Raw genomic sequence first — 24,690 nt, forward strand, 5'->3', positions numbered from 1 at the left:
CCCTACTTGTGGTACGCGTCGTCCTGGATGACCTTCACCCCGCGCCAGCCCCAGTAGACGCAATGGCGCTGGATGAGCCCGTCGGCGATCTCCATGACCTCGACGAAATCCATCTGCTCCCGCGCGCCGTCGGTCAGGTAGCCGGTCCGGTGGTAGGTCCGCAACGGCGGTTTGCGGGCCGCGACCCGCTCGAGCAGCGGCCGCAATTCGCTGTGCCCGTGGACTATTCCGGTTTCGGTGCCCAACGTCAGCGGAACCGCCGGGCTCTCCAGCACGGCGTCGGACCATGTCCAGTCGTGGTAAATGCGTTCGGCCGCCTGCTGGAAACTCTCGTTGTCTGGCATGCCCACGGGTACCCGGTTGGCCCGGGTGTCATCGCGGTTGGACCTGGGCGGAAAGCTTGGTCCCGGCGAGTTTGACGAGGCTGACGATCGCGGCGCCCACTCCACCGACGTATGCCTTGGCCATGTCACGCGTGGACGCGCCGGCGCCGGCCTGCAACGAAGCCAGCCACGCGACTGCGTCGTCGCGTTCGTTGTCCTCATACACCCGCACGGGACAAGGCATCCACGCGCCGATGCTGCGGGCCGGCGCCCGAATCCAGTCGATGTCGCTCACAACCGCGCAACCATCGAGCAGCCGCGTGTAACTCGCCCCGAGTCGGGCGTCGGCCCACAGCGCAGCCGGTGTGATGCGCCGGAAGCCCGGGCCGAACTGGTACAGCAGCCGTAGCCGACTACCCGTTCGTCGCGCCCGAGCGACCAGCGGCGCAAAGACCTGGTCGTAATCTGCAGTCGTCACGGTGCCGACCGCTTCCAGGGCGTGGATCCCGTCGGGCATGCCCGTTAGTTCGTTCAGCATTGTGGCGCCTCGCTCGAAACCTGCGTGATTGCCTAATGCAACTATTGCTTAATGATATAATCATTTTGGGCTGCATTCAAAGGAGGTTCGCGCATGAAGGTGGCCATCGTCGGAGCCGGCATCGCCGGCCCGACGCTTGCGTACTGGCTTTGGCGTTACGGCCACGAGCCGACCTTGATAGAAAAGGCGCCGCGGCTGCGCACGGGCGGCTACGTGGTGGATTTCTGGGGTGGCGGATATTCCGTCGCCGAACGGATGGGGCTTACCCCGGACTTGCACGCCGCCGGTTACGTGGTCCGGGAGCTACGCCTGGTGGACCGGACTTCGCGGAAGGTGGGGGGCTTTTCGGCAGAGTCTTTCCAGCGCAACCTCGATGGCCGCTTCGCCACCGTCCCGCGCGGTGATCTGGCCGCCATGATCCACCGCTCGATGGATCCGCATGTCGAAACCCTGTTCGGCGAAAGCGTTTCCGCCATCGCGCAAGACGACGAAGGGGTCCGGGTCACGTTCGCGGGCGGCGAGTCGCGACGGTTCGACCTGGTCGTCGGCGCCGGTGGCATCCATTCGCCGGTGCGTGGCTTGGTGTTCGGGCCGCAATCTCGGTTCGAGACCGACCTCGGCTACCGCGTGGCCGCGTTCGAGGTCGAGGGCTACCAGCCGCGTGACGAACTCGTCTACCTCGCCTACACCACACCCGGGCGCATGGTCGCCCGGTTCGCGATGCGCGGCGAGAAGACCTTGTTTCTTTTCGTTTTCACCGCCGAGCACATGCGCGGCCCCGACCCGCGGGACTTGCCGGAGGTCAGGACCACGCTGCGTCAAGTCTTCGGCGATGCCGGGTGGGAATGCCCCGAGATCCTGCGCGAACTAGACGGCGCCCCCGACGTGTACTTCGACCGTGTGAGCCAAATCGTCATGGACCGCTGGTCGCAGGGGCGGGTGGTGCTCGTCGGCGACGCCGCGGCCGCGGTCTCGCTGTTGGCGGGGGAGGGGACGGGTCTGGCGATGGTGCAGGGCTACGTGCTGGCCGGTGAACTCAGCCGCGCCGATGCCGATCACCGCGAGGCGTTTCTGCGCTATGAACGCCGGCTGCGTCCGATCGTCGAGGCCAGGCAGCGGTCGGCGCGCGCGTTCGCCTCGATGTTCGCGCCGAAGACGGCGCTCGGATTGTGGACCCGGAATCAGGCATCCAAATTGCTGGACATCCCGTGGGTCGCCGACCGGCTCATCAGGAGTGAATTCCGCGACGACATCGCCTTGCCCGAGTACGTCGCTGCGCGCTAGCTCGCCGACCAGTTCGTCATTGCGCCCGCTTGAGCGCCGCCTCCGTCGCCTCGCGGATCGGGCCGCGCCACACGTCGCCATGACCGGGCAGCAGCACCTCGGTGTCCAGCGCGGCCAGCGCCTCCAGGCTGCGCAGGGAGTTCTGCTGGTCATGGCTGAACACCGCCGGCAGCAGCTGCGGGCCGCCGCGACGCAGCAGCGGGTGGCCGGTGATCAGGGCGTCGCCGCTGGCCAGCACGCCGTCGACGACGTACGAGCAGTGCCCGCCGGTGTGCCCCGGCGTCGCGACGGCCGTCGGGTTGCCGGGCAGGCCCGCCGCCACCTCGGCGGTCAGCGGCCGCGTCGACGGGATGCCGTCGCGGATCAGCCCGCCGTTGCGCACCACATGAACTCCCCACACCGCCCACCGCGGCCGCCAAATGCGCAGTGCCACATCGAAAATGGACACCTGCTCCAGGTACTCCCGCTTGGCGTGCCCGACCTCGTCGGCGTGGCAGTACACCGGGGTGGCGTGCTCGCGGGCGAACCAGATCGCCGAGCCCAGGTGGTCGATGTGCGCGTGGGTCAACAGGATGGCGCGCACGTCGCCCGGCGCGTAACCCAGCTCGCGCAGCGAGGCCAGCACGTCCTCGCGGTCCCCGGGGTAACCCGCGTCGATCAGCAGCACGCCGGTGCCGTCGACGACCAGGGTCCAGTTCACGGCGTGGCCCCGGGCGAGGTAGACGGTGTCGGTGACCTGAACTAGCTGCGCCATGCCCGCGAGTGTAGGAGCCGCGGTAGGAGTAGAAATAACCCGTGGCTGAACTCAAACTCGGATACAAGGCGTCCGCCGAACAATTCGCACCCCGCGAGCTGGTCGAACTGGCCGTCGCCGCCGAAGCGCACGGCATGGACAGCGCAACCGTCAGTGACCACTTCCAACCGTGGCGGCACAAGGGCGGGCACGCGCCGTTCTCGCTGGCCTGGATGACCGCCGTCGGCGAACGCACCGAGCGGATCGTGCTGGGCACCTCGGTGCTCACCCCGACCTTCCGGTACAACCCCGCCGTCATCGCCCAGGCCTTCGCCACCATGGGCTGCCTGTACCCGAACCGGATCTTCCTCGGCGTCGGCACCGGCGAGGCCCTCAACGAGATCGCGACCGGATACGAGGGCGAGTGGCCGGAGTTCAAGGAGCGCTACGCGCGACTGCGCGAGTCGGTGCGGCTGATGCGCGAACTGTGGCTCGGCGACCGCGTCGACTTCCAGGGCGAGTACTACAAGACCAAGGGCGCCTCGATCTACGACGTGCCCGAGGGCGGTATCCCGATCTACATCGCCGCGGGCGGACCGCAGGTGGCCAAGTACGCCGGGCGCGCCGGCGACGGGTTCATCTGCACCTCCGGCAAGGGCGAAGAGCTCTACAAGGACAAGCTGATCCCCGCGATGCGAGAGGGCGCCGAGGCGGCGGGCAAGAACGCCGACGACATCGACCGGATGATCGAGATCAAGATCTCCTACGACACCGACCCGGAACTGGCCCGGGAGAACACCCGGTTCTGGGCGCCGCTCTCGCTGACCGCCGAGCAGAAGCACAGCATCGACGACCCGATCGAGATGGAGAAGGCCGCCGACGCGCTGCCGATCGAGCAGATCACCAAGCGCTGGATCGTCGCGTCGGATCCCGACGAGGCCGTCGAAAAGGTCGGCCAATACGTCGAATGGGGCCTCAACCACCTGGTGTTCCACGCGCCGGGTCACGACCAGCGCCGGTTCCTGGAGCTCTTCGAAAAGGACCTGGCGCCCAGGCTGCGCCGACTTGGCTGAAAGTTCGGCGATATACATCGCCGCACCCGAGCCGGAGACCGGCAAGTCGACGATCGCGCTGGGGCTGCTGCACCGGCTGACCGCGACCGTCGCCCGGGTGGGCGTGTTCCGGCCCATCACGCGCCTCGGCGAGGACCGCGACTACATCCTCGAGCTGCTGCTGGAGCACACCACCGCCGGCCTGTCCTACGAGCAGTGCGTCGGGGTGACCTACCAGCAGTTGCACGCCGACGGCGACGCCGCGATCGCCGCCGTCGTCGACGCCTTTCACGCGATGGCGCAATCCTGTGACGTGGTGGTGATCGTCGGCAGCGACTACACCGACGTCACCCGGCCGGCCGAGCTCTCGGTCAACGCGCGCATCGCGGCCAACCTCGGCGCGCCGGTGCTGCTGACGGTCAGCGGCAAGGGCCGGACCCCGAAGGAGGTCGCCGGCGTCGTCGAGGTGTGCCTGGCCGAGCTCATCGCCCAGCACGCCCACACCGCGGCGGTGGTGGCCAACCGGTGCGACCCGGCGCGATTGAGCGAGGTCGCCGAGGCGCTGGAGACCTTCGCCCAGCGCAGCTATGTGCTGCCCGAGGCGCCGCTGCTGTGCGCGCCGACGGTGGCCGAGCTGGAAAGGGCCGTGGGCGGGACTCCGGTCAGCGGCGAGGCCTCGCTGCGGGAGCGCGAGGTCACCGACGTGCTGGTCGCCGGGATGACCGCCGATCATGTGCTGGAACGGTTGCGCGACGGCATGGCGGTCATCACCCCCGGCGACCGTTCCGACGTGGTGCTCGCCGTCGCCAGCGCCCATGCGGCGGAAGGGTTTCCGTCGCTGTCGTGCTTGGTGCTCAACGGTGGATTCGAACTGCATCCGTCGATCGCCGCGCTGGTGAGCGGCCTGCGGCTGCGCTTGCCCATCATCGCCACCGCGCTGGGCACCTACGACACCGCCAGCGCGGCCGCCTCGGCCCGCGGCCGGGTCACCGCGATGTCGCAGCGCAAGATCGACACCGCGCTCGAGCTGATGGACCGACACGTCGACATCGCGGATCTGCTTACCCAGCTTGCCATTTCGGTACCGACCGTGGTGACCCCGCAGATGTTCACCTACCAGCTGCGGCTGCGGGCCAGGGCGGATCGCAGGCACATCGTCCTGCCCGAGGGCGACGACGACCGCATCCTGCGCTCGGCCGGCCGCCTGCTGCAGCGCGGCGTCGCCGACCTGACCATCCTGGGCGACGAGGCGCGAATCCGGCTGCGGTCGGCCGAACTCGGTGTGGACCTCGACGGGGCGCACGTCATCGACCCGCTGGCGAGCGAGTTGCTTGACCAGTTCGCCGACCAGTACGCGGAGCTGCGCAAGTCGAAGGGCGTCACCGTCGAGCACGCCCGTGAGATCATGCGCGACGCAACGTATTTCGGCACCATGCTGGTGTATAACGGCGCCGTCGACGGCATGGTGTCGGGCGCCGCCCACACCACCGCGCACACCGTCCGGCCGGCGTTCGAGATCATCAAGACCGTTCCCGACGTCTCCACCGTGTCCAGCGTCTTCTTCATGTGCCTGCCCGACCGGGTGCTGGTGTACGGCGACTGCGCGATCATCCCGAACCCGACGTCCGAGCAGCTCGCCGACATCGCGATCAGCTCCGCGCGCACGGCCGCCCAGTTCGGCATCGAGCCGAGGGTGGCCATGCTGTCCTACTCGACCGGCGACTCCGGCACCGGCGCGGACGTCGACAAGGTCAGGACGGCAACGGATCTGGTGCGACGGCGCGATCCCGAGTTGCTGGTCGAGGGGCCCATCCAATACGACGCCGCGATAGAGCCGTCGGTGGCGGCGACCAAGCTGCGCGATTCGCCGGTGGCCGGGCACGCCACCGTGCTGATCTTTCCGGACCTCAACACCGGCAACAACACCTACAAGGCGGTGCAGCGCAGCGCCGGGGCCATCGCGATCGGCCCGGTGCTGCAGGGGCTGCGCAAGCCGGTCAACGACCTGTCCCGCGGCGCGCTGGTCGAAGACATCGTGAACACCGTGGCGATCACCGCGATCCAGGCGCAGGCCACCCATGGCTAGCGGCAGCCGGCTGGTGCTGGTGATCAACTCCGGCTCGTCGTCGTTGAAGTACCAACTGGTGGAGCCGGACTCGGGCGCGGCGCGGTCGTCGGGCCACATCGAGCGGATCGGTGAGGACGGATCCGGCGTTCCCGACCACGAGGCCGCGCTGCAGCGTGCCTTCGACACCCTGGCATCCGACGGCATCGACCTGAGGACCTGCGGGCTGATGGCGGTGGGGCACCGGGTTGTGCACGGCGGCAACGAGTTCTATCGGCCGACGCTGATGGACGACGCGCGGCTGGCCGCACTGGAGAAGCTGTCCGAATTGGCCCCTCTGCACAATCCGCCCGCGCTCAAGGGAATCGAGGTGGCGCGCAAGCTGCTGCCCGACTTCCCCCACGTGGCCGTGTTCGACACGGCGTTCTTCCACGACATGCCGCCCGCGGCGGCGACCTACGCGATCGACCGCGAGGTGGCCGAACGGTGGCAGATCCGCCGCTACGGGTTCCACGGCACGTCGCACCGCTATGTCAGCGAACAGGCCGCCGCCTTCCTGGGCCGGCCGCTCGGCGGCCTGAAACAGATTGTGCTGCATCTGGGTAACGGGTCCTCGGCGTCCGCGATCGCCGGCACCCGGCCGATCGACACCTCGATGGGCCTGACGCCGCTGGAGGGCCTGGTGATGGGCACCCGCAGCGGCGACATCGACCCCAGCATCGTCAGCTACCTGTGGCACCGGGCGAACATGGGCGTCGACGACGTCGAGGCCATGCTCAACGAGCGGTCCGGGGTGCTCGGCCTGGCCGGCGAGCGCGACTTCCGGCGGCTGCGGGCCATGATCGAATCCGGCGACGGCGCCGCGCAATTGGCCTACAGCGTGTTCATTCACCGGCTGCGCAAGTACATCGGCGCCTACCTGGCGGTGCTGGGGCACACCGACGTCATCAGCTTCACCGCCGGGATCGGCGAGAACGACCCCGCGGTGCGCCGCGACGCCGTGGCGGGCCTGGAGGAGCTGGGCGTCGTGCTCGACGAGCGCCGCAACCTCAGCGGCGGCCGGGGGGCGCGGCAGATCTCGGCGGAATCGTCGCCGATCGCCGTGCTGGTGATACCGACCAACGAGGAGCTGGCCATCGCCCGCGACTGCGTGCGCGCGCTAAGCGGTTAGGAAGCCCAGGGCCCGGCGGCCCGGGCCGACCGACGGCGTGGGGTCGGCCCCGACGGTTCGGGTCAGCAGTTCGTGGTAGACGTCGCGAAAGTCGGTGGTGTACTTCAGGTCCCCGTTGTCCAGATCGGTGAGGCTGGGTTCCTCGCCGTAGAAGCCGCCTTTAACAGGCCCGCCGGGCGCCCCCGCGACGAAGACGGGGCCGGCGGTGCCGTGGTCGGTGCCCTGGGACGCGTTGGCGTGGACGCGGCGGCCGAACTCCGAGTACGCCATCACGACCACGTGCGGATCACCCACCTGCCGCAGGAACCCGCTGACCGCCTGGTCGAACGTCTGCAGCAGGCGTTGTTGCGTGTTGCGTTCGCCGGCGTGGGTGTCGAAACCGCCCAGCTGCACGGTGTATACCCGCGTCGGGACGCGGGCCTTGACCGCGCCGGCGACCACGCCCAGCTGCGCGGCCAGCGAATTGGCCTGGCGACCGGCGGGTTTGACCGAATCGAACGTCTTGCTCACGGTCTGTGCGGCGCGATAGGCCTTGCACACCGCGGCCATCGCCGGGGTGTCGTCGGGATCGTCGACACCGAGCGCTCCCATGGTGTCGTCGAGGCCGTCGCCGGCCGGGGCCTGCGTGGGGGAAAGCGCCGCCGCGGTGGACTTTTCGCCGACCGCCAGCGGCGGCAGGACGGGCCCGACGTTGACGGCGCGCAGCGGGTCGTCGCCGGTGGCGTCGAGCCAGCGGCCGATCCAGCCGGTCGCGACCGGCTCGGCGGGCGACGCCGTCTGCCAGATGTCCATGGAACGGAAGTGGCTGTGGTCGGGCTTGGGGTAGCCGACGCCGCGCACGATGGCGAGCCGGCGCTGGTTCCACAGCCCCGCCAGGCCCTTCATCGCCGGGTTCAGCCCGAGCCGCTCGTCGAGGTGAATCACCTGGCCCGGCGCGTAGGCGAGCTCGGGCCGCGCGTCGTGATACGCGTCGTCGCCGTAGGGGATCAGCGTGTTGATGCCGTCGTTGCCGCCGTACATCGTGACGAGCACCAGTACCCCGGCGCCCTCGGGCAGCGGCCGGTCGCGGGCCGCGCGCATCAGGTCGGGCCATTCGACCGCCACCTTCGACAGCAGGCCGGCCGCGCCGATGCCCGCGCTGGCGATCAGGAATCTGCGGCGGTTGATCTCGGGCATCGGCGGTCCACTCAGGAGGTCAGGTACTCGGGAGTATTGACGGCGGCGGCGACCAACTGCGGCGGTCTGCACACCAGCGGCTGCAGCGCGTCGGCGGTCCGGTCCGACCAGGACCCCACCCCGATAAGGTAGCCGACCGCGTCGATGCGATCGCCTGGGGCGGCGCTCTCGATGTCCGACAGATCGCCCACCTGCGCCAGCCGGCCAGCGGCGCGAAGCCTGGTCGCGGCGCTGGCGGTGGACAGCCACACCTGGCCGCGCGGCCACCCGCCGACGCTCGGCGGGTGGAACGGCCGCTGCCCCAGCCCGCGCAACGTCGCATCGGCCAGCGTGCGGAGCGCCGGGGTCGCCGGCGGCACGCGCAGCGCCCGCATCACACCGACGAGCCATTCCACCGGGGTGTTGACTCTGCTGTTCAGGGCGCCTGGCCCCGAGGTGAATTCGTCGTCGGTGAGGATCGCCCGCGTCAGCGCCCGCAGGTCGCGCCGTGGGCCGTATGCGCCGACGAGGCGGTCGAGCGCCCCGCGCGACGGCGGGTCGTCAGAGGCCAGCTGCTGCCACAGGCGCCCCGCGACGTACTCCGCCGACTTGGGCTGCGCCAGCACCGCGTCGCAGAACGCGGCGGCGTCGAAGTTGCCGGAGGACCCGAACAGCGTCTTGGCCGTCGGGTCATGGCGTTTGGGCACCACCGCGGTTTGGCCGCCGGCGCCGATCACCCACCCCGTCAGCGCCCGCGCGCCGGCCCGCACGTCGTCCTCGGTGTAGCCGTTGCCGTGGCCCAGCGCGAACAGCTCCATGAATTCGCGGGCCAGGTTTTCGTTGGGCGCCTTGGCCGTGCTGGCCTGCCCGTCGAGCCAGCGCAACATCGCGGCGTCGGTCAGCATCGCGTAGGCCAGCGAGCGGAAATCGCCCAGCGCCCCGGTGCGCAGCTTCTGATTTTGCGCGGCCATATACGCGGCCACCCCCACCTTGTCCACCGAGGTGGCGAAGTGGTTGTGCCACAACAACGTCAGCTTCTCGTGGATCGGCTGAACGACGCTGAACATGCGGCTCAGCCACCAGTCCGACAGCACGCGCTGCTGCTCGAAAACCTGACCGCTGTATCGCTTAAGGGCCGCCGGTGTCGCGCCCTTGCCGGGCGCGCGCGGGGTCACCAGGGCGGGCAGAGGGGTGGCGATCGCGCCCGGGTCCGCTGCGGGGTTGGCGCCCAGCATGGCGTCGACGTGGCTCGGCCAGTCCCTGACCAGGGCCGCGTCGACCTCGGGCCCGGTCACCCCGAACCCGGCCCGTCGCAGCCCGCGGGCGGTGCTGATCCACCGTGTCGACTCCCCCGGCATGGGTTAATTCTGCGGCACGGACCTGGGTTTTCGCTATGGGCACGCCTGTGGATGGATGTCGACGCGATCCGCGGCCGCTGTGCAACTCTGCGGCGCATGAGCGAACCATTCATCGGCAGCGAGGCGTTGGCATCCGGGGCGCTGAGCCGGTACCAGCTGCGGACCGGCTACCGCGCGGTCTTTCCGAACGTCTACCTCGCCAAGGACGTCGAGCCCTCGCTCGAGCTGCGCATCTTCGCCGCCTGGCTGTGGTCGCGGCGCGAGGGCACGATCGTGGGCGCGGCCGCTGCGGCCCTGCACGGCTCCAAGTGGATTCCCGACGGCGTCCCGGTCGAGCTCAATCACGCCAACACCCGTCCGCCGCGCGGTGTTCTGACGCGGCGCGACGCGCTGCTCGACGGCGAGACGCAAACCCTGGACGGGCGCGCCGTGACCACGCCCGAGCGGACGGCCTTCGACATCGGCCGCCGCGGCGCCATCCGCTCGGCGGTCGTCCGGCTGGACGCGCTCGCGCGGGCAACGGGTTTCAAGACCGACGACGTGCTGCGCATCGCGAAATGCCATCCGCACGCGGCGGGGCTGCGGCGCCTGGAGACGGCGCTGGCACTCGTCGATGCCGGGTCGCAGTCGCCGCGCGAAAGCTACCTGCGGCTGCTGCTCATCGACGGGGGCCTGCCCCGGCCTCAGACGCAGATCCCGGTGCTGGCCGACGACGGCATTCCCTTCGCCTACCTCGACATGGGCTGGGAGGAGCAGCTGGTCGCGGTCGAATACGACGGCGATCAACGCCGAAGCGGCCGAAGGCAATACGTCAAAGACATCCGGCGCCACGAGGCGCTGGAGCGGATGGGCTGGATCATCGTCCGGGTCGTCGCAGAGGACCATCCCGCGAGCATCTTGCACCGCGTCCGCGCCGCGCTGGCGAAACGGGTGTGAACGCATGGCTTTTCAGCGTGCGCTCACGGCGAAGTTCGCCGGCGTGTCGCCTCCCAGGATTCACACGGGACGCAGCACTAGAACGTGCTCGTGGGACGCACCTTGTTCGCCATGTCGACCAGCGTGTAGCGGTGCCGCTGCGTGGGGGCGACGCGGGCCAGGCTGCGCAGTGACGCCTCGACGCCCAGCCGCAGGCCGTGTTCGGTGAACGGGAAGCCGAGGATGTGATTGGTGCTGGCCTCGTTGTCCTGCAGCCAGTCCATCGCTCCGCCCAGCACCAGGGCGCGGATCTGCAGCACCCGCGGCTCGGTGGGCGGTAGCGCCTCGACGCGCCGGGCCGCGTCGCGGATCTGCGCCTCGGTGATCTCGGCGGCGGAGCGGCCCGACATCAGCGTCACCGCGCTGGTCAGCCGCGCGGTGGTGAAATGCCTTGAGGTGGGCGGCACCTCGTCCAACGTGTTCACCGCGTCCTCGCGATTGCCTTCGGCCGAAAGGGATCTGGCCAGCCCGAAGGCGGCCGAGATCACGCCGTCGTTGGTTTTCCACACCGTCTCGTAAAACTTGTGCACATCGGTGCTACCGGCCAGCTCGGCGGTGGCGGCCAGTGCCAGCTTGGGCGCGAGCTCGCCGGGGAAGGTGTCCAGCACCTCGGTGAAATGCTTTGTGGCCGAATCGTAGTCGCCGGTCAGCAGCTCGGAGACGGCCCGGTACCACACCAACCGCCAGCGCCAGCCGACCCGCTCGGCGAGGTCGTCGAGCTTGCGGGTGGCCTTGGCCACGTCGCCCAGGTCCAGCAGCGCGCGGACCTCCATCAGCGGCAGCTCGATCGACTCGGCCACCTCGATGCCGTCGGCGTCCAGCGAGCCGTGCCGCGCCGCGCGCAACGAGTCCAATGTCTGCACCGGCTGGGAGAGCACCGTCGCCTGCAGCACCGGGGCGGCGACGTCGGCCGGATCCACCAGCGGGACCGGCAGCGCGGTGACGATCTCCCGGGCGGTCAGCTTCTCCGAATGGACCTGGCCGTCCAGGTACACGTCGGTGTGCGCCACCAGCAGGTCGACCCCGAACGTCGAGCGGCTGGGCGAAAAGATCGTCGACAGGCCGGGCCGCGGGATCCGGGTGTCCTGGGCGACCACCTCGCGCAGCACGCCCATCAACTGGGCGGACATCTCCTCGGCGGTGGAGAACCGGCGCCGCGGATCCGGGTCGGTGGCGCGCCGCAGCAGCCGGCCGAACGAGTCGTAGTTCTTCAGCACGGGATCGTCGTCCGGCAGCCCGTCCACGTAGCGGCCGTTGCGGGTGCGCAGGTTCAGCGTCAGCGCCGCCAGCGTGCGCCCGACCGTGTAGATGTCGGTGGCCACCGTCGGGCCGGTCCGCACGATCTCAGGCGCCTGGAAACCCGGTGTGCCGTAAAGGTATCCGAACGAATTGATCCGCGACACCGCGCCCAGGTCGATCAGCTTGAGCTGCTCCTCGGTGAGCATGATGTTCTCCGGCTTGAGGTCGTTGTAGACCAGGCCGATGGAATGCAGGTAGCTCAGCGCGGGCATGATCTCGAGCAGGTAGGCGATGGCCTCGGAGACCGGAAGCTTCTCGGATTTCCCGTCTTTGAGATTGCGCCGCAGCGACTGACCGCCGATGTACTCCATGACGATGTATCCGACCGGCTCCCCTTGCCGGTCGGTGTGCTCGACGAAGTTGAAGATCTGCACGATCTGCGGGTGCACCACCTCGGCGAGGAACTGCCGCTCGGCCATCGCGATCGCCTGCGCCTCGGCGTCGCCGGAATGCACCAGGCCCTTGAGCACCACCGGGCGGTCGTTGACGTTGTGGTCGACGGCCAGATAGACCCAGCCCAGCCCGCCGTGCGCGATGCAGCCCTTCACCTCGTACTGGCCCGCGACGATGTCGCCCGGATTCAGCTGCGGCAGAAACGAATACGGGCTCCCGCAGGCGGGGCACCAGCCCTCGGACGCGCCTTTGCCCTCGGAGCCGGAGCGGCCGACGGGCTTTCCGCAGTTCCAGCAGAAGCGCTTGGCCTCCGGCACCACCGGATTGGTCATCAGCGCCTCGAGCGGATCGATGTCGCGCACGCGCGGGATCTCGACCAGCCCGCCGCCCAGCTGCCGGGTCGGCGGCAGCACCCGCGTGGCCACCGTCACCCGCTCCGGCGCCTCGGTGTCTATGCCGGGGATGAGGAAGTCGTCATCGTCATCGTCGTCGAAGTCGGGACGGAACAGCGCCTGGGTGGCCTGCGGCCGCGACTCCGCGGCCGCGCCCGTCTGCACGTCCGGCGCCCGGGATTCTTCGGCATCCATCGGCTCGGCCATCAGTCCACGTACCTCGGCGTGGGCGGGGCCGGTGCTGGCCCCAAGACCGTCAACCACTTGCGGTACAACGTGTTCCACGTCCCGTCGCGGCGGATGCGTTCCAGCGTGCCGTTGACGAACCGCACCAACCCCGGGTTGTTCAGGTTGACGCCGATGCCGTAGGGCTGGGTCGCCATGTTCGGCCCGACGATGTGCAGGTACGGGTCTTCCTCCACCAGCCCGGCCAGGATCGAGTCGTCGGTGCTGACGGCGTCGATCTCACGCTGCTGCATGGCCACCAGGCAGTCGGCCCAGTTCACCACCGACACGATGACCGGCGCCGGGTCGATCTGCTGGATCCGGTGCAGCGACGTGGTGCCCCGGGCCACGCAGACCCGCTTGCCGGAAAGGTCGGCCGCCCTGACGATCGGCGAGTCGCGCGGGGCCAGGATGCGCTGGTTGGCGTCGAGGTAGACGGTGGAGAAGTTCACCAGCTTGCGTCGCTCGCAGGTGATGGTCATGGTCTTGACGACGACGTCGACCTCCGAGCGCTGCAGCGCGGTGACCCTTTCGTCCGACGACAGGATGCGGTACTCGACGTGCGACGGGGCGCCGAAGATGTCACGCGCGATCTCGCCGGCGATGTCGACGTCGAAGCCGGTGATCTCGCCGGTGATCGGGTCGCGGAAGCTGAACAGGTTGCTGCCGATGTCGAGCCCGACGATCAGCCTCCCGCGGGCGCGGATGTCGGCGACGGCGGCGTCCGCCTCGGCCTTGTTGGGGAAGGGGCGCAGGCTCGCCGTCAGGTCGCAGCCCTGACTCGGGTCGTCCGCCGGCAGCGGCGGCTCCGGGGGCAGCTGCTGCATGCCGACCGGCGTGGGCGGCGGCAGGGTCGGCGCGGAGGCCACGGTCAGCGACTCGGTGTGGCCGCAGCCCGCGAGCAGGCCGACCGCGGCGAGCGCCCCGAGGCAGCGCCGGATCACCGGTACTCCTTGAGCCGCGGCCACAGGCCCAGCGCCACGGCGATGGCGGCGCCGAGGGACAGCACCACGCCACCGACCTGGGCGCCGGACAGCCCGCTGCGCGCGTTGAGCACGTCGTTGCGCAGGTGGGTGCGGCTCTGGTCCATCGCCTTGCCGAGTTGGTCCTCGAGCTTGTCGAACGCCGGGGTGGAGTCGTCCTCGCCGCTGCCCAGCGCGACCTGGGTGGCGGCGCGGTAGTTGCCGACCGAGATGTAGGAGTTGATCCGGTCATTGGCCTGCCGCCAGCGCAGCAGCAGCTGATCGGCGCCCTGCAGGTCGGGCTTGTCGACGGCGTCGCTGCGCGACATGTACTGGTCGAGCTGCTCGTGCATGGAGTCGATGCGCTGGTAGAACGACTGCTTGCGCATCTCCTCGTCGCCACGGCGGATCAGCGACAGCGTCTCGTCGGCCCGCGCCTGCTGCGCGGTGATGGCGACGTTGGTGACGGTCCGCAGGGACTCCGCGGCGGTGTCCTTGGCGCTGCGACTCGCGGCCGTCGAGATGGTCAGCGCGGTTCCCACCCATACCACCATGACGAGGATACCGAGGGCGCCGACGACCAGCCCCGGGTTGATTCGGCGCCGGGTGCGGCGCGCCAGCCAGCGATGCGAGAACGCGCCGAAGACCACCGTGCTGGCGACGACGAGGATCACCGGGGCGGGGAAGTGAGTGGACGCGGTGGTTTCGCTGTCCACCCGATCGGTGGTCGCCTGGTACAGCTGCGCCGCGTCGGGCAGGATCCGCGACTGCATCAACCCGGAGGCCTCCGACAGGTACGACGACCCGACCGGATTGCCCTCCCGGTTGTTGGTCCGCGCGATCTCGATCAGCCCGGTATAGACGGCCAACTCTGCGTTGATCCGGCCGAGTAACTGCACCAGCGGTTCGTCGGTCAGCCCGCTCGACGCCCTCGTCACGGCCACCGCGGCGTCGGTGATCGCCTGCTCGTAGCGCTGCCGGACCGGGCGCGGCTCGGCCTGCGCGATGAACGCGGTGGCCGCCGCGGCGTCGGCCACCGACAGCGTGGTGTAGAGCCGTCCCGCGGCGAAAGACAGCGGCTCGGTGTGGTTGAGCACCGTCGAGAGCACCTGCTGGCGGTGGTTGATCGTCGTCGACGTGGCGAAGGCGCTGGAGACGCCGAGGGCCGCCAGCACGATCCCGATCGTCAGGATGCGCCCCGGCGTCGTGGAGATGAACCACCAGCGGGGATGGGCCGGTTCGGCCGGCGACCGCGACCCCTTCGGTTCGGTCGACGGATGCGCCAGCTCAACCGTCACGTCTGATCAGCCCTCATAACTTTCGGCCCACGAACCCGGATAAAGGAATTCTAAGAGAATGTTCCGGCGGATGGGGGGAGGCGAGTCAATTGACCGCCGGGTTCGCCTGCATATCCTGATCACGTGCACGGCGACGGTGACGGATGGGTGGTCTCCGACAGCGGCGCCCACTACTGGGGCCGCTTCGGTGCGGCCGGCCTGCTGTTGCGCGCGCCGCGGCCCGACGGCACGCCCGCGGTGCTGCTGCAGCACCGGGCCGTGTGGAGCCATCAGGGCGGGACGTGGGGTCTGCCGGGCGGGGCCCGGGACAGCCACGAGACGCCGGAGCAAACCGCCGTCCGCGAGGCGCACGAGGAGGCCGGCCTGCCGGCCGAGCGGCTCGCCGTGCGCGCCACGGTCGTCACCGCCGAGGTGGCCGGGCTCGGCGGCTCCGCCTGGACCTACACCACCGTCGTCGCCGACGCGGCCGAGCTGCTGGACACCGTGCCCAACCGGGAAAGTGCCGAGATGCGCTGGGTCGCCGAGAGCGAGGTGGCCGACCTGCCGCTGCACCCGGGCTTCGCCGCCAGCTGGCAGCGGCTGCGCACGGAGCCGGCGCTGTTGCCGCTGGACCACGGCGACGAACGGCGCCATCACCTGCCGCGCACCCTCGAGGTCGAGGCCGGGGTCTTCGTGTGGTGCATGCCGGGCGATCCTTCTGCGGCCGACGAGGAGCCGTCGCAGCTGAGCCGGCTGATCAGCTCGCTGCTGCAAGCGCCGACCTGAGCGCCGCGGCCGCCGCCCGCGGATCCTGCGCGGCCGTGATCGCCCGCACCACGACGACGCGGCGCGCGCCGGCGCCGAGCACCTCGGGCAGCCGCTGCGCGTCGATGCCGCCGATCGCGAACCACGGCGTGTCTCCCGGCAGTTCGGCCGCGGCACGCACCAGGTCCAGGCCGGGCGCCGGTCGGCCCGGCTTGGTCGGGGTGGGCCAGCAGGGCCCGACGCAGAAGTAATCGCCCTCGGCGGCGGCAGCGGCGGCCTCGTCCCGGTCGTGGCTGGACAGGCCGATCAGCATTTCCGGCCCGACGATGTCGCGCGCCACGGCCGGCGGCAGGTCACCCTGGCCCAGGTGCAGCACGTCGGCGCCGGCCGCGCGGGCGATGTCGGCGCGGTCGTTGACCGCGAACAGGGCGCCGTGCCGGCGGGCCGCCTCGGCGAGGATCTCGCACGCGGCCAGCTCGTCGCGGGCCTCCAGCGGACCGAACCGCTGCTCACCCGCCGACCCCTTGTCGCGCAGCTGGACGATGTCGACCCCACCGGCCAGGGCGGCGTCGACGAACTCGGCCAGGTCGCCGCGCTCCCGGCGCGCGTCGGTACACAGGTACAGCCTCGCCGACGCGAGACGAGCGGACGGTTGGTGCACACCGCGACGCTAGCGCGCTAGCGTGGAACCCGAAGAGCACGGGAGTCCCAGCGACCGGGGGCTGAGAGTGGGCGCGCGCGCCCTTACCGTCACACCTGATCCGGGTCATGCCGGCGAAGGGAGCAAAGGATGCCGGACTCACTGGCCGTTGTCGGCGGCGGCGTCATCGGGCTGTCCGTGGCGCGCCGCGCGGCGCGGGCCGGATGGTCGGTGGTGGTGCACCACACCGGCGAGCCGGGCGCGTCCTGGGTGGCGGGCGGCATGCTCGCCCCGCACAGCGAGGGCTGGCCCGGCGAGGAGCGGCTGCTGCGGCTGGGCCTGGACTCGCTGCGGCTGTGGCGCGACGGCGGCTTCACCGACGGCTGGCCGCCGGGGGTGATCACCGCCCGCGAGTCGCTGGTGGTGGCCGTCGACCGCGCCGACGTCGCGGACCTGCGCACCGTCGCCGACTGGTTGTCCGGGCAAGGCCATCCGGTGGTGTGGGAGCCGGCCGCCCGCGACGTGGAACCGCTGCTGGCCCAAGGCATCCGGCATGGCTTTCGGGCGCCCACCGAGCTGGCGGTGGACAACCGCGCCGTCCTCGACGCGCTGGGCCGCGACTGCGAACGCCTCGGGGTGCGGTGGGCGGGGCCGGTGAGCGACCTCGCCCGGGTCGAGGCCGACGCGGTGGTGGTCGCCAACGGCATCGACGCGCCCACGCTGTTGCCGGGCCTGCCGGTGCGGCCGGTGAAGGGCGAGGTGCTGCGGCTGCGCTGGCGAAAGGGATGTATGCCGTTGCCGCAGCGGGTGATTCGCGCCCGCGTGCACGGCCGGCAGGTGTACCTGGTGCCGCGTCCGGACGGGGTGGTCGTCGGCGCCACCCAATACGAGCACGGGCGCGACACGGCGCCGGCGGTGTCGGGGGTGCGTGACCTGCTCGACGACGCGTGCGCGGTATTGCCGGCACTCGGCGAGTACGAGCTGGCCGAGTGCGCGGCCGGGCTGCGCCCGATGACACCCGATAACCTGCCCATCGTGGCGCGCGTGGACGAGCGAACCCTGGTGGCGGCGGGCCACGGCCGGTCCGGGTTCCTGCTGGCACCGTGGACCGCCGAACAGGTTGTGGCCGAGCTGCTCCCGGTCGGAGCCCGGTCATGATCGTCACGGTCAACGAGAAACCGGTCGAGGTCGACGAGCGGACCACCGTCGCCGCGCTGCTGGAATCGCTGGGCTTTCCCGGCCGCGGCATCGCGGTGGCGATGGACGATGCGGTGCTCCCGCGATCCAACTGGACCGCAACGCTTTTCGATGGTGCCAGACTCGAGGTGGTGACGGCGGTGCAAGGTGGCTGATTCGAAACTCACGATCGCGGATCGCAGCTTTGCCTCGCGGCTCATCATGGGCACCGGCGGGGCGACCAACCTGGCGGTGCTCCAAGAGGCGCTGATCGCGTCGGGCACCGAGCTGACCACCGTCGCGATCCGCCGGGTCGACGCCGAGGGCGGCACCGGACTGCTGGACCTGCTCAACCGGCTGGGCATCACGCCGCTGCCCAACACCGCGGGCTGCCGCGGCGCGGCCGAGGCGGTGCTCACCGCGCAGCTGGCCCGCGAGGCGCTGGACACCAACTGGGTCAAGCTCGAGGTGATCGCCGACGAACGCACGCTGCTGCCCGACGCCGTCGAATTGGTCCGCGCGGCAGAACAATTGGTTGACGACGGGTTCGTCGTGCTGCCCTACACCAACGACGACCCGGCGCTGGCGCGCCGGCTCGAAGACGCCGGTTGCGCGGCCGTGATGCCGCTGGGCGCCCCCATCGGCACCGGCCTGGGCATCACCAACCCGCACAACATCGAGATGATCGTCGCGCGCGCCGGCGTCCCGGTGGTGCTGGACGCCGGTATCGGAACGGCGAGCGACGCCGCGGTGGCGATGGAATTGGGTTGCGACGCCGTGCTGTTGGCCACCGCGGTGACCCGGGCCGCCGACCCGCCCGCGATGGCCGCCGCCATGGCCGCGGCCGTCACCGCCGGATACCTGGCGCGGCGGGCCGGGCGGATCCCCAAGCGATTCTGGGCGCAGGCGTCCTCGCCGGAACGATGAAACGTTATGTCGCGCTGGGCAGTTCGATGGCCGCCGGCCCCGGCATCCGGCCCCGGGCCGCCGACGCCCCGCGGTTCTCGGGCCGATCGGCCCGCAACTATGCGCACCTGGTCGCCGAACGGTTGAGCCTGGAACTGGTTGACGTCACCTTTTCCGGCGCCACCACCGCCCACGTGCTCGCCGAGCGCCAGCACGGCCGGCCCCCGCAGATCACCGCGCTGGACGGCTCCGAGGCCCTGGTCACGGTGACCATAGGCGGTAACGACGTCGGCTACGTGCCGCTGTTGATGGCCGCCTCCCTGCCGCCCGCCGCGCGGCGCCTGCCGCTGCTCGGCGGGCTGATATCCGAACTCCTGGACCGCGACACGCGCGATCGGGCGCTGGCCGGTGCGTTCGACTCGTTGTGTGCCGTGGGGACGGCGTTGCGGCAGCGCGCGCCGAAGGCCCGGATCGTTTTCGTCGACTACCTGACCATCCTGCCCCCCGCCGGTACGCCGGCCCCGCCACTGTCGCAGGCGGACGCCGACCTCGGGCGGCACGTGGCCGCGACCCTCGAACGCCTCACCGCCGACGCGGGTGCGGCGACCGGCTGCGAGGTCGTCGGCGCCGCCGCGGCCAGCCGTGAGCACCACGCCTGGTCGGCCGAGCCGTGGACGACCACCCCGGCGCGCTACGTCGTGTCGCTGCCGGGCCGGCCGGCCCCGCTGCACCCCAACGGCGCCGGGATGCGCGCCGTCGCGGAATTACTTGCCGCGCAACTGTAAAAGGTCAGCCGTTGGTGCGCCACCACTGGTAGAGCGCGTTGACGTCGGTGTTGGACGCGCGGATGTGGCTCAACACGTTCTTGGCGTCGGTGGTCCAGGTGATGACCGCGGCGCTCTTGTAGGTTCCGCACGCCACCTGTCCCGCCGTCGCGCCTGTGCTGCCCGTGTGCCAGGTGCCCGGCGATTGGCCGTTGTCCCCGCACGGGCTCAGCGACACGCCGTTGATGCCGCCGGTGAACGCGGCGGCCAGGTCGCTGCCGTTGCTGTAAAGCTGGTAGACGCCGGCGGCCGGGCCGTCGGGGTCGGGGCTTTGCCCGCAGTCGAGCTCGGCCAGGATCGGGCCGGACAGCGGGGCCGGCTGGCAATTGTTGAGGCCGTAGCCCTTCGACAGATTGGCGGCCAGCGTGTTGATGTCCGCCGAGCTACCCGTGCCGGGGTCCGCGGTCGCGGTGGCGGTGCCGACGATGACCGAGGCGCCCATGATCGCCGCGGCCGACGCCGCCCGCAGCGCCTTGGTGAGAGGGGACATTCTGAACTCCTTCGTTGAGTTGGAAAACCAAGCAACCGAGCATCTTTCGGGCGTCAGCCGTTCGCGCGCCACCACTGGTAAAGCGCCGGGACATCGTTGTTCGACCCACGAATGAGGCTCAGGACGTTTTTCGCGTCCGTGGTCCAGATGATCTCTGCGGCATTCTGATAGGTCCCGCAGGCCACCGATCCGGAGTTGGCGTTGTTGCTGCCCTGATGCCAGGTCGTGGGCGACTGGCCGGCGTCCCCGCAGGCGGTCAGCACGTCGTCCTTGATGCTGGTCTTGAACGAGCCGGCCAGGTTGTCGGAGTTGTTGAACAGGATGTACCTGGCCTGGACCGGGCCGCCGGGGTCGGGGCTCTGCCCGCACGTGAGCACGGCGAGTTCACCGGCGTCGAGGTTTCCCGCGGTGCAGTTGTTGAGGCCGTAGCCCTTCGACAGCACGGCGGCCAGCGTGTTGATGTCCGAGGAGCTACCGGTATTGGTCGGGTCCCCGGCCGCCGTGGCGGCACCGGCGATCGCGCAACCGCCCGCGGCCAGGGTGGCCGCCGCGGCGCGCAGCGCCTTGCTGAGATGAGACATCTTTGGCTCCTAACGGTGCGTCGTCACCGGAAATAGTGCTTCCGCTAAAGGGATCGTAGGGCTATGTCCTGTCCATGCAATACATTCCGCTGGAAATTATCTGTCTGGTCATCATTGTCGGCACCGGCGGCCAAAGGTATGCGATCGGGAAAATGCTTGGCAGCGCGTGACTTTCGAACCCCCGGGGCCGATCGACGGGGCGGGTGGCAACGCCGACGCGGCCGGCGGATCCGTCAGGGCGCCGCCGGAAATAGCGAATTTCGCGGAGATAGTGCCCTCGCGGCGCCGCTCCGGTATGGTAAGCACCGCTCGACGCCAGCTAACTCGCCCCGACTGGAGAATCCATGACACAGCCGCCCCCTCCGCCCGGATACCCGCCACAGCAACCTGCCGGGCAAGCGCCGAACAACTACTTGGTGTGGTCGATTCTGGTGACGCTGTTCTGCTGTCTGCCCTTCGGGATTGTGGCGATCGTCAAATCCAGCCAGGTCAATGGTTTGTGGGCGCAGGGGCGTTACGCCGAGGCTCAGGCGTCCGCCGACAGCGCCAAGAAATGGGTGATCTGGTCGGTGGTCGTCGGTGTGGTTGTCGGTGTCATCTACGCCATCCTGATGGCGGTTGGTGCGCTGAACACCAACACCAATGCGGCGCTTGCCGCGATGTTCTAAGCCGGCGTTGCGATCATGGTGACCCGCCCCGGGTCGGCGCGCCTCAGTCTGGGTGCGCCGCTCCTGGTGGCGGCGTCCACCACGCTGGTCTGCGCCGCCACCTGGGTGGGTGATCCGACGACCCCGGGCGGGCCGCTGCCGGTGTGCCCCACCAAGGCCCTGTTGGGCATCGACTGCCCGGGCTGCGGCAGCGCGCGGATGTTGTATTCCCTTATGCACGGCAACTTGTCGGCGGCCGCCAGGTTCAACGCGCTGGGCCTGGTCGCGCTGGTGTTGCTGGTGTGGGCGTATGCGGCCTGGACCTATGGCCGGGTGACGGGCCGGCCGGCACGGGGCTGGCAGCACCAGCGCTGGGCGGCAGCGGTGACGCTGGCGCTGGTCACGGCCTGGTTTGTGGTGCGCAATCTGCCGTTTGCGCCATTCACCGCGCTGTATGTCTAGCCTCAGGGTGGTGCTCGCCCTCGTCGCCCTGACCGCCTCTCTGACCGGCTGCCATCATCACCGCGACAGCTCGCAGCAGGCCACCGGCGACCCCGCCGCGGCCGATTTCGCCGACGCCCTGCACAAAAAGGTCACCGCCGACGCGATGATGGCGCACCTGACCAAGCTCCAGGACATCGCCAACGCCAACAACGGCACCCGCGCGGTTGGCACTTCCGGCTACGAAGCCAGCGTCGACTACGTGGTGGACACGTTGCGCAAGAGCGGCTTTGACGTCCAGACGCCCGAGTTCTCGGCGCGGGTGTTTCACGGTGACAAGCCGACGGTGACGGTCGGCGGGGTGGTCGTCGAGGCGCGCCCCTTGGACTTCAGCCGCGGCACCCCGCCCGACGGGGTGAGCGGGCCGCTGGTGGCGGTGCCCCCGGCGAACAGCGCGGCCTGCAACCCCGCCGACTTCGACGGGCTTCGGGTGCAGGGCGCGGTGGTGCTGGTGGACCGCGGCACCTGCCCGTTCGCGCAGAAGGAGGACGCCGCCGCGCAGCGCGGCGCCGTCGCGATGATCGTCGCCGACAACATCGACGAGCAGCAGATGGGCGGCACCCTGGGACCGGACACCGACGTGAAGATCCCGGTGGTGAGCGTCACCAAGTCCACCGGATTGCAGCTGCGCGGTCAGCCCGGGCCGACGACCATCAAGCTCAACGCCAGCGTCCAAACCTTCAAGGCGCGCAACGTCATCGCCCAGACCAAGACCGGGTCGCCCACCGACGTGGTGATGGCGGGCGCGCACCTGGACAGCGTGCCCGAGGGCCCGGGCATCAACGACAACGGGTCCGGGGTCGCCGCCGTCCTGGAAACCGCGGTGCAGCTCGGGAACTCACCGCCGGTGCACAACGCGGTGCGGTTCGGTTTCTGGGGGGCCGAGGAACTCGGGCTGATCGGGTCGCGCAACTACGTCGAGTCGCTGAATCTCGACGGGCTCAAAGACATTGCCCTGTACCTGAACTTCGACATGCTCGCATCGCCGAATCCCGGCTACTTCACCTATGACGGGGACCAGTCGCTGCCGGCGGACGCCCGCGGCCAGCCGGTGGTGCCGGAAGGCTCGGCCGGAATCGAGCGCACCCTGGTCGCCTACCTGAAGTCGGCGGGCAAGACCGCGCAGGACACGTCGTTCGACGGGCGTTCGGACTACGACGGATTCACGCTGGCGGGCATCCCGTCGGGCGGCCTGTTCTCGGGCGCCGAGACCAAGATGTCCGCCGATCAGGCCAAGCTCTGGGGCGGAGCCGCCGACCAGCCCTTCGATCCCAACTACCACCAGAAGACCGACACCCTCGACCACATCGACCGCACCTCGCTGGGCGTCAACGGCGGCGGCGTCGCCTACGCGGTGGCCTTCTACGCGCAGGACCTCGGCGGCCGGAATGGCGTGCCGGTGCTGGCCGATCGCACCCGCCACACGCTCAACAAGCCATGATCCGCCGACTGTCCGCGGCGCTGACGCTGATCTGCTTGGTGGCGGGGTGCTCGCCGTCGCGGCCCGCGCCGCAGGCGGCGGCCCCGGATCTGGCCCGGGGACTGGCGGTAAAGGTGACCGCGGACCGGATGTTCGCGCACCTGCGCGCGCTGCAGGCCGTCGCCAACGCCAACCGCGGAAGCCGCGCCGACGGCACCCCGGGCTTCGACGCCAGCGTCGACTACGTGGCGAAGGCGTTGCGGGACAGGGGCTTTAAGGTCGCGACCCCGCAGTTCGACCGGCTCTACAACGTCTCACCGGGTAAGCCCGCGCTGACGGTGGCCGGCCGCACCTATCAGGTCGACCAGGCGTCGATGCTGGTCCGAACGCCGCCTGGCGGCCTGACCGGGCCGCCGGTTCACCCGGCGCGGCCGTCGGGCTGCGTCGTCGGCGATTACCCCGCCGGCCTGCCCGCCGGCGCGATCGCCGTCGTCGACGACGCCGGCTGCTCGGTGGTCGACAAGCAGAACAGCGCCGTGGCCAAGGGCGCGGCGGGGCTGATCGTGCTCAGCGCGCCCAATGGGCAGGGCGCCCCGCCGACGCTGTTCGGCCCCGGCTATTTCAAGCAGCTGACCGTGCCGGTCGCCGTCGTCGGCCCCAACGGCGCCGCTGCGCTCGCCCACGACACCGCGCCGATACGCCTGGTGCTGGACGCCGAGAACCGCGCCATCTCGTCGCGAAACGTGTTGGCGCAGACCGAAACCGGCTCCCCGCATGAGGCGATCGTGGTCGGCGCGCACCTGGACGGGCCGCGCGACGGTCCGGGGATCAACGACGACGGGACCGGCGTGGCCGCGGTGCTGGAAACGGCGCTGCAGCTGGGGCCGCTGGCGGCGGTGAACAACGCGGTGCGGTTCGTGTTCTGGGGCGCCGACGAGGACGGCCTGAATGGCGTGATGGACTACGTCTTCGGGATGGACCGCGATCAGCTCAACGACATCGCGATGTACCTCGACTTCACCATGCTCGGTTCCCCGAACGCCGGCTTCTTCACCGACGACGGCGACCAGTCCGGACCGCCCACGCCCGGCATCGCATTCGGCGACGTGCCCGAGGGCTCGGCGGGCATCGAGCGCACCCTGGGCGGCTACCTCAACCTGGCCGGCAAGCGGCCCGCCGACATGCCGCTGGGCACCATGACGGACTACCACCCCTTCATGGTCGCGGGCGTGCCGGTCGGGGGACTGACCGCCGGCGCCACGCAGCTCAAGACCACGGTGCAGGCGCGGCTGTGGGGCGGTCAAGCCGGCGCCCCGTTCGACCCCAACTTCCAGAGCCCGCGCGACACCGTCGACGCCGTCAACCGGGACGCGTTGGCGGTCATGGGTTCTGGCGCGGCCTTCGCGGTGGGCACCTACGCCCAGTCGATCGGCGGCGTCAACGGCGTCCCGCCGCACGACAAGCGTCATCGCACGCGGGTGCCGTAGCCGTTCGGACTTGTCGGGACCGACTTGTCGGCGGCCGTCGGTACACTCGAA

25 protein-coding genes and 1 riboswitch are annotated in these 24,690 nt (G+C 70.3%); of the genes, 14 read left to right on the plus strand and 11 right to left on the minus strand.

Annotated elements, in window-relative coordinates; translation table 11 throughout:
- Positions 1-2: 2 nt before the first annotated feature.
- A complete protein-coding gene (locus AC5Y5E_RS11185) occupies positions 3-344 on the minus strand; it encodes a nuclear transport factor 2-like protein (RefSeq protein WP_499903043.1) in 342 nt (113 codons plus the stop codon).
- Positions 345-372: 28 nt separating this feature from the next.
- Positions 373-861, minus strand: a complete 489-nt coding sequence (locus AC5Y5E_RS11190) for a SpoIIAA family protein (RefSeq protein WP_499903044.1) — start codon at positions 859-861, stop codon at positions 373-375.
- Between the two features lie 93 nt (positions 862-954).
- On the opposite strand from AC5Y5E_RS11190, the gene AC5Y5E_RS11195 reads away from it, so the two are divergent.
- The gene (locus AC5Y5E_RS11195) at positions 955-2,145 is read left to right on the plus strand and encodes an FAD-binding domain (protein WP_499903045.1); all 1,191 of its coding nucleotides are present in this window, start codon (positions 955-957) and stop codon (positions 2,143-2,145) included.
- A gap of 16 nt (positions 2,146-2,161) precedes the next feature.
- Here AC5Y5E_RS11195 and AC5Y5E_RS11200 read toward each other — a convergent pair whose 3' ends face one another.
- The gene (locus AC5Y5E_RS11200; RefSeq protein WP_499903046.1) at positions 2,162-2,899 is read right to left on the minus strand and encodes an MBL fold metallo-hydrolase; all 738 of its coding nucleotides are present in this window, start codon (positions 2,897-2,899) and stop codon (positions 2,162-2,164) included.
- 41 nt (positions 2,900-2,940) lie between these two features.
- On the opposite strand from AC5Y5E_RS11200, the gene fgd reads away from it, so the two are divergent.
- Genes fgd through AC5Y5E_RS11215 form a run of 3 tightly spaced genes read left to right on the plus strand, consistent with a single transcriptional unit; the run spans position 2,941 to position 7,166 of the window.
- Complete coding sequence (gene fgd, locus AC5Y5E_RS11205; protein WP_499903047.1) at positions 2,941-3,951, plus strand: glucose-6-phosphate dehydrogenase (coenzyme-F420); 1,011 nt, start codon at positions 2,941-2,943, stop codon at positions 3,949-3,951.
- Positions 3,944-6,016, plus strand: a complete 2,073-nt coding sequence (gene pta / locus AC5Y5E_RS11210) for a phosphate acetyltransferase (RefSeq protein ID WP_499903048.1) — start codon at positions 3,944-3,946, stop codon at positions 6,014-6,016. Before fgd ends, pta begins: the two co-directional genes overlap by 8 nt.
- A complete protein-coding gene (locus AC5Y5E_RS11215) occupies positions 6,009-7,166 on the plus strand; it encodes an acetate kinase (protein ID WP_499903049.1) in 1,158 nt (385 codons plus the stop codon). The genes pta and AC5Y5E_RS11215 overlap by 8 nt, the downstream gene beginning before the upstream one ends.
- On the opposite strand, the gene AC5Y5E_RS11220 is transcribed toward AC5Y5E_RS11215, so the two are convergent.
- Positions 7,155-8,342, minus strand: coding sequence for a DUF1501 domain-containing protein (locus tag AC5Y5E_RS11220; protein ID WP_499903050.1), 1,188 nt, complete (start codon positions 8,340-8,342; stop codon positions 7,155-7,157). The two genes, AC5Y5E_RS11215 and AC5Y5E_RS11220, sit on opposite strands and share 12 nt — an antisense overlap.
- Positions 8,343-8,353: 11 nt before the next feature.
- On the minus strand, positions 8,354-9,679 hold the full coding sequence (locus AC5Y5E_RS11225) for a DUF1800 domain-containing protein (RefSeq protein WP_499903051.1): 1,326 nt from the start codon (positions 9,677-9,679) through the stop codon (positions 8,354-8,356).
- Positions 9,680-9,775: 96 nt separating this feature from the next.
- On the opposite strand from AC5Y5E_RS11225, the gene AC5Y5E_RS11230 reads away from it, so the two are divergent.
- Complete coding sequence (locus tag AC5Y5E_RS11230; protein ID WP_499903053.1) at positions 9,776-10,615, plus strand: hypothetical protein; 840 nt, start codon at positions 9,776-9,778, stop codon at positions 10,613-10,615.
- Positions 10,616-10,692: 77 nt separating this feature from the next.
- Here AC5Y5E_RS11230 and AC5Y5E_RS11235 read toward each other — a convergent pair whose 3' ends face one another.
- Genes AC5Y5E_RS11235 through glnX form a run of 3 tightly spaced genes read right to left on the minus strand, consistent with a single transcriptional unit; the run spans position 10,693 to position 15,223 of the window.
- On the minus strand, positions 10,693-12,945 hold the full coding sequence (locus AC5Y5E_RS11235; protein WP_499903054.1) for a serine/threonine-protein kinase PknG: 2,253 nt from the start codon (positions 12,943-12,945) through the stop codon (positions 10,693-10,695).
- The gene (locus tag AC5Y5E_RS11240; protein WP_499903056.1) at positions 12,945-13,907 is read right to left on the minus strand and encodes a glutamate ABC transporter substrate-binding protein; all 963 of its coding nucleotides are present in this window, start codon (positions 13,905-13,907) and stop codon (positions 12,945-12,947) included. The genes AC5Y5E_RS11235 and AC5Y5E_RS11240 overlap by 1 nt, the downstream gene beginning before the upstream one ends.
- Positions 13,904-15,223: a protein kinase G-activating protein GlnX gene (gene glnX, locus AC5Y5E_RS11245; protein WP_499903057.1), complete on the minus strand. Its 1,320-nt coding sequence runs from the start codon at positions 15,221-15,223 to the stop codon at positions 13,904-13,906. Before glnX ends, AC5Y5E_RS11240 begins: the two co-directional genes overlap by 4 nt.
- A 123-nt stretch (positions 15,224-15,346) precedes the next feature.
- Here glnX and AC5Y5E_RS11250 point away from each other — a divergent pair, with 123 nt between their 5' ends.
- Positions 15,347-15,988, plus strand: coding sequence for an NUDIX hydrolase (locus AC5Y5E_RS11250; RefSeq protein WP_499903058.1), 642 nt, complete (start codon positions 15,347-15,349; stop codon positions 15,986-15,988).
- Here the strand turns inward: AC5Y5E_RS11250 and thiE are convergent.
- Positions 15,960-16,628 (minus strand): thiamine phosphate synthase, encoded by a 669-nt coding sequence (gene thiE, locus AC5Y5E_RS11255; protein ID WP_499903059.1) that lies wholly within the window; start codon positions 16,626-16,628, stop codon positions 15,960-15,962. The genes AC5Y5E_RS11250 and thiE overlap by 29 nt on opposite strands.
- Before the next feature lie 28 nt (positions 16,629-16,656).
- Positions 16,657-16,767, plus strand: a riboswitch (TPP riboswitch).
- On the opposite strand from thiE, the gene thiO reads away from it, so the two are divergent.
- The 4 genes from thiO to AC5Y5E_RS11275 all read left to right on the plus strand — a co-directional run bounded on the left by thiO (position 16,758) and on the right by AC5Y5E_RS11275 (position 19,474).
- Complete coding sequence (gene thiO / locus AC5Y5E_RS11260) at positions 16,758-17,765, plus strand: glycine oxidase ThiO (RefSeq protein ID WP_499903060.1); 1,008 nt, start codon at positions 16,758-16,760, stop codon at positions 17,763-17,765. (Overlaps the previous riboswitch by 10 nt.)
- The gene (thiS, locus tag AC5Y5E_RS11265; protein WP_499903061.1) at positions 17,762-17,959 is read left to right on the plus strand and encodes a sulfur carrier protein ThiS; all 198 of its coding nucleotides are present in this window, start codon (positions 17,762-17,764) and stop codon (positions 17,957-17,959) included. The genes thiO and thiS overlap by 4 nt, the downstream gene beginning before the upstream one ends.
- Positions 17,952-18,710, plus strand: a complete 759-nt coding sequence (locus tag AC5Y5E_RS11270) for a thiazole synthase (protein WP_499903062.1) — start codon at positions 17,952-17,954, stop codon at positions 18,708-18,710. Before thiS ends, AC5Y5E_RS11270 begins: the two co-directional genes overlap by 8 nt.
- On the plus strand, positions 18,707-19,474 hold the full coding sequence (locus AC5Y5E_RS11275) for an SGNH/GDSL hydrolase family protein (RefSeq protein ID WP_499903063.1): 768 nt from the start codon (positions 18,707-18,709) through the stop codon (positions 19,472-19,474). The genes AC5Y5E_RS11270 and AC5Y5E_RS11275 overlap by 4 nt, the downstream gene beginning before the upstream one ends.
- 4 nt (positions 19,475-19,478) lie before the next feature.
- Here the strand turns inward: AC5Y5E_RS11275 and AC5Y5E_RS11280 are convergent, their stop codons facing one another.
- Together AC5Y5E_RS11280 and AC5Y5E_RS11285 are read right to left on the minus strand one after the other, a co-directional pair.
- Positions 19,479-20,003, minus strand: a complete 525-nt coding sequence (locus tag AC5Y5E_RS11280; protein ID WP_499903064.1) for a serine/threonine protein kinase — start codon at positions 20,001-20,003, stop codon at positions 19,479-19,481.
- 53 nt (positions 20,004-20,056) lie between these two features.
- Positions 20,057-20,584 carry a serine/threonine protein kinase gene (locus AC5Y5E_RS11285; protein WP_499903065.1) on the minus strand — a complete coding sequence of 176 codons (528 nt, stop codon included), beginning with the start codon at positions 20,582-20,584 and terminating at the stop codon, positions 20,057-20,059.
- Between the two features lie 344 nt (positions 20,585-20,928).
- On the opposite strand from AC5Y5E_RS11285, the gene AC5Y5E_RS11290 reads away from it, so the two are divergent.
- Genes AC5Y5E_RS11290 through AC5Y5E_RS11305 form a run of 4 tightly spaced genes read left to right on the plus strand, consistent with a single transcriptional unit; the run spans position 20,929 to position 24,639 of the window.
- Complete coding sequence (locus AC5Y5E_RS11290) at positions 20,929-21,252, plus strand: CD225/dispanin family protein (protein WP_499903066.1); 324 nt, start codon at positions 20,929-20,931, stop codon at positions 21,250-21,252.
- A gap of 15 nt (positions 21,253-21,267) precedes the next feature.
- Positions 21,268-21,693, plus strand: a complete 426-nt coding sequence (locus AC5Y5E_RS11295) for a DUF2752 domain-containing protein (protein WP_499903067.1) — start codon at positions 21,268-21,270, stop codon at positions 21,691-21,693.
- Positions 21,686-23,173 carry a M28 family metallopeptidase gene (locus tag AC5Y5E_RS11300; RefSeq protein WP_499903068.1) on the plus strand — a complete coding sequence of 496 codons (1,488 nt, stop codon included), beginning with the start codon at positions 21,686-21,688 and terminating at the stop codon, positions 23,171-23,173. The genes AC5Y5E_RS11295 and AC5Y5E_RS11300 overlap by 8 nt, the downstream gene beginning before the upstream one ends.
- Positions 23,170-24,639, plus strand: coding sequence for a M28 family peptidase (locus AC5Y5E_RS11305; RefSeq protein WP_499903069.1), 1,470 nt, complete (start codon positions 23,170-23,172; stop codon positions 24,637-24,639). Before AC5Y5E_RS11300 ends, AC5Y5E_RS11305 begins: the two co-directional genes overlap by 4 nt.
- Positions 24,640-24,690: the final 51 nt, after the last annotated feature.

This window comes from Mycobacterium sp. NGS54, from assembly GCF_059812465.1.

Bases quoted from the DNA above. Each gene is read 5' to 3' on its own strand.
- AC5Y5E_RS11185 (WP_499903043.1), bottom strand. From the start codon at position 344: ATGCCAGACAACGAGAGTTTCCAGCAGGCGGCCGAACGCATTTACCAC.
- AC5Y5E_RS11190 (WP_499903044.1), bottom strand. From the start codon at position 861: ATGCTGAACGAACTAACGGGCATGCCCGACGGGATCCACGCCCTGGAA.
- AC5Y5E_RS11195 (WP_499903045.1), top strand. From the start codon at position 955: ATGAAGGTGGCCATCGTCGGAGCCGGCATCGCCGGCCCGACGCTTGCG.
- AC5Y5E_RS11200 (WP_499903046.1), bottom strand. From the start codon at position 2,899: ATGGCGCAGCTAGTTCAGGTCACCGACACCGTCTACCTCGCCCGGGGC.
- AC5Y5E_RS11215 (WP_499903049.1), top strand. From the start codon at position 6,009: ATGGCTAGCGGCAGCCGGCTGGTGCTGGTGATCAACTCCGGCTCGTCG.
- AC5Y5E_RS11220 (WP_499903050.1), bottom strand. From the start codon at position 8,342: ATGCCCGAGATCAACCGCCGCAGATTCCTGATCGCCAGCGCGGGCATC.
- AC5Y5E_RS11225 (WP_499903051.1), bottom strand. From the start codon at position 9,679: ATGCCGGGGGAGTCGACACGGTGGATCAGCACCGCCCGCGGGCTGCGA.
- AC5Y5E_RS11230 (WP_499903053.1), top strand. From the start codon at position 9,776: ATGAGCGAACCATTCATCGGCAGCGAGGCGTTGGCATCCGGGGCGCTG.
- AC5Y5E_RS11235 (WP_499903054.1), bottom strand. From the start codon at position 12,945: ATGGCCGAGCCGATGGATGCCGAAGAATCCCGGGCGCCGGACGTGCAG.
- thiO (WP_499903060.1), top strand. From the start codon at position 16,758: ATGCCGGACTCACTGGCCGTTGTCGGCGGCGGCGTCATCGGGCTGTCC.
- thiS (WP_499903061.1), top strand. From the start codon at position 17,762: ATGATCGTCACGGTCAACGAGAAACCGGTCGAGGTCGACGAGCGGACC.
- AC5Y5E_RS11275 (WP_499903063.1), top strand. From the start codon at position 18,707: ATGAAACGTTATGTCGCGCTGGGCAGTTCGATGGCCGCCGGCCCCGGC.
- AC5Y5E_RS11280 (WP_499903064.1), bottom strand. From the start codon at position 20,003: ATGTCCCCTCTCACCAAGGCGCTGCGGGCGGCGTCGGCCGCGGCGATC.
- AC5Y5E_RS11285 (WP_499903065.1), bottom strand. From the start codon at position 20,584: ATGTCTCATCTCAGCAAGGCGCTGCGCGCCGCGGCGGCCACCCTGGCC.
- AC5Y5E_RS11290 (WP_499903066.1), top strand. From the start codon at position 20,929: ATGACACAGCCGCCCCCTCCGCCCGGATACCCGCCACAGCAACCTGCC.
- AC5Y5E_RS11295 (WP_499903067.1), top strand. From the start codon at position 21,268: ATGGTGACCCGCCCCGGGTCGGCGCGCCTCAGTCTGGGTGCGCCGCTC.
- AC5Y5E_RS11300 (WP_499903068.1), top strand. From the start codon at position 21,686: ATGTCTAGCCTCAGGGTGGTGCTCGCCCTCGTCGCCCTGACCGCCTCT.
- AC5Y5E_RS11305 (WP_499903069.1), top strand. From the start codon at position 23,170: ATGATCCGCCGACTGTCCGCGGCGCTGACGCTGATCTGCTTGGTGGCG.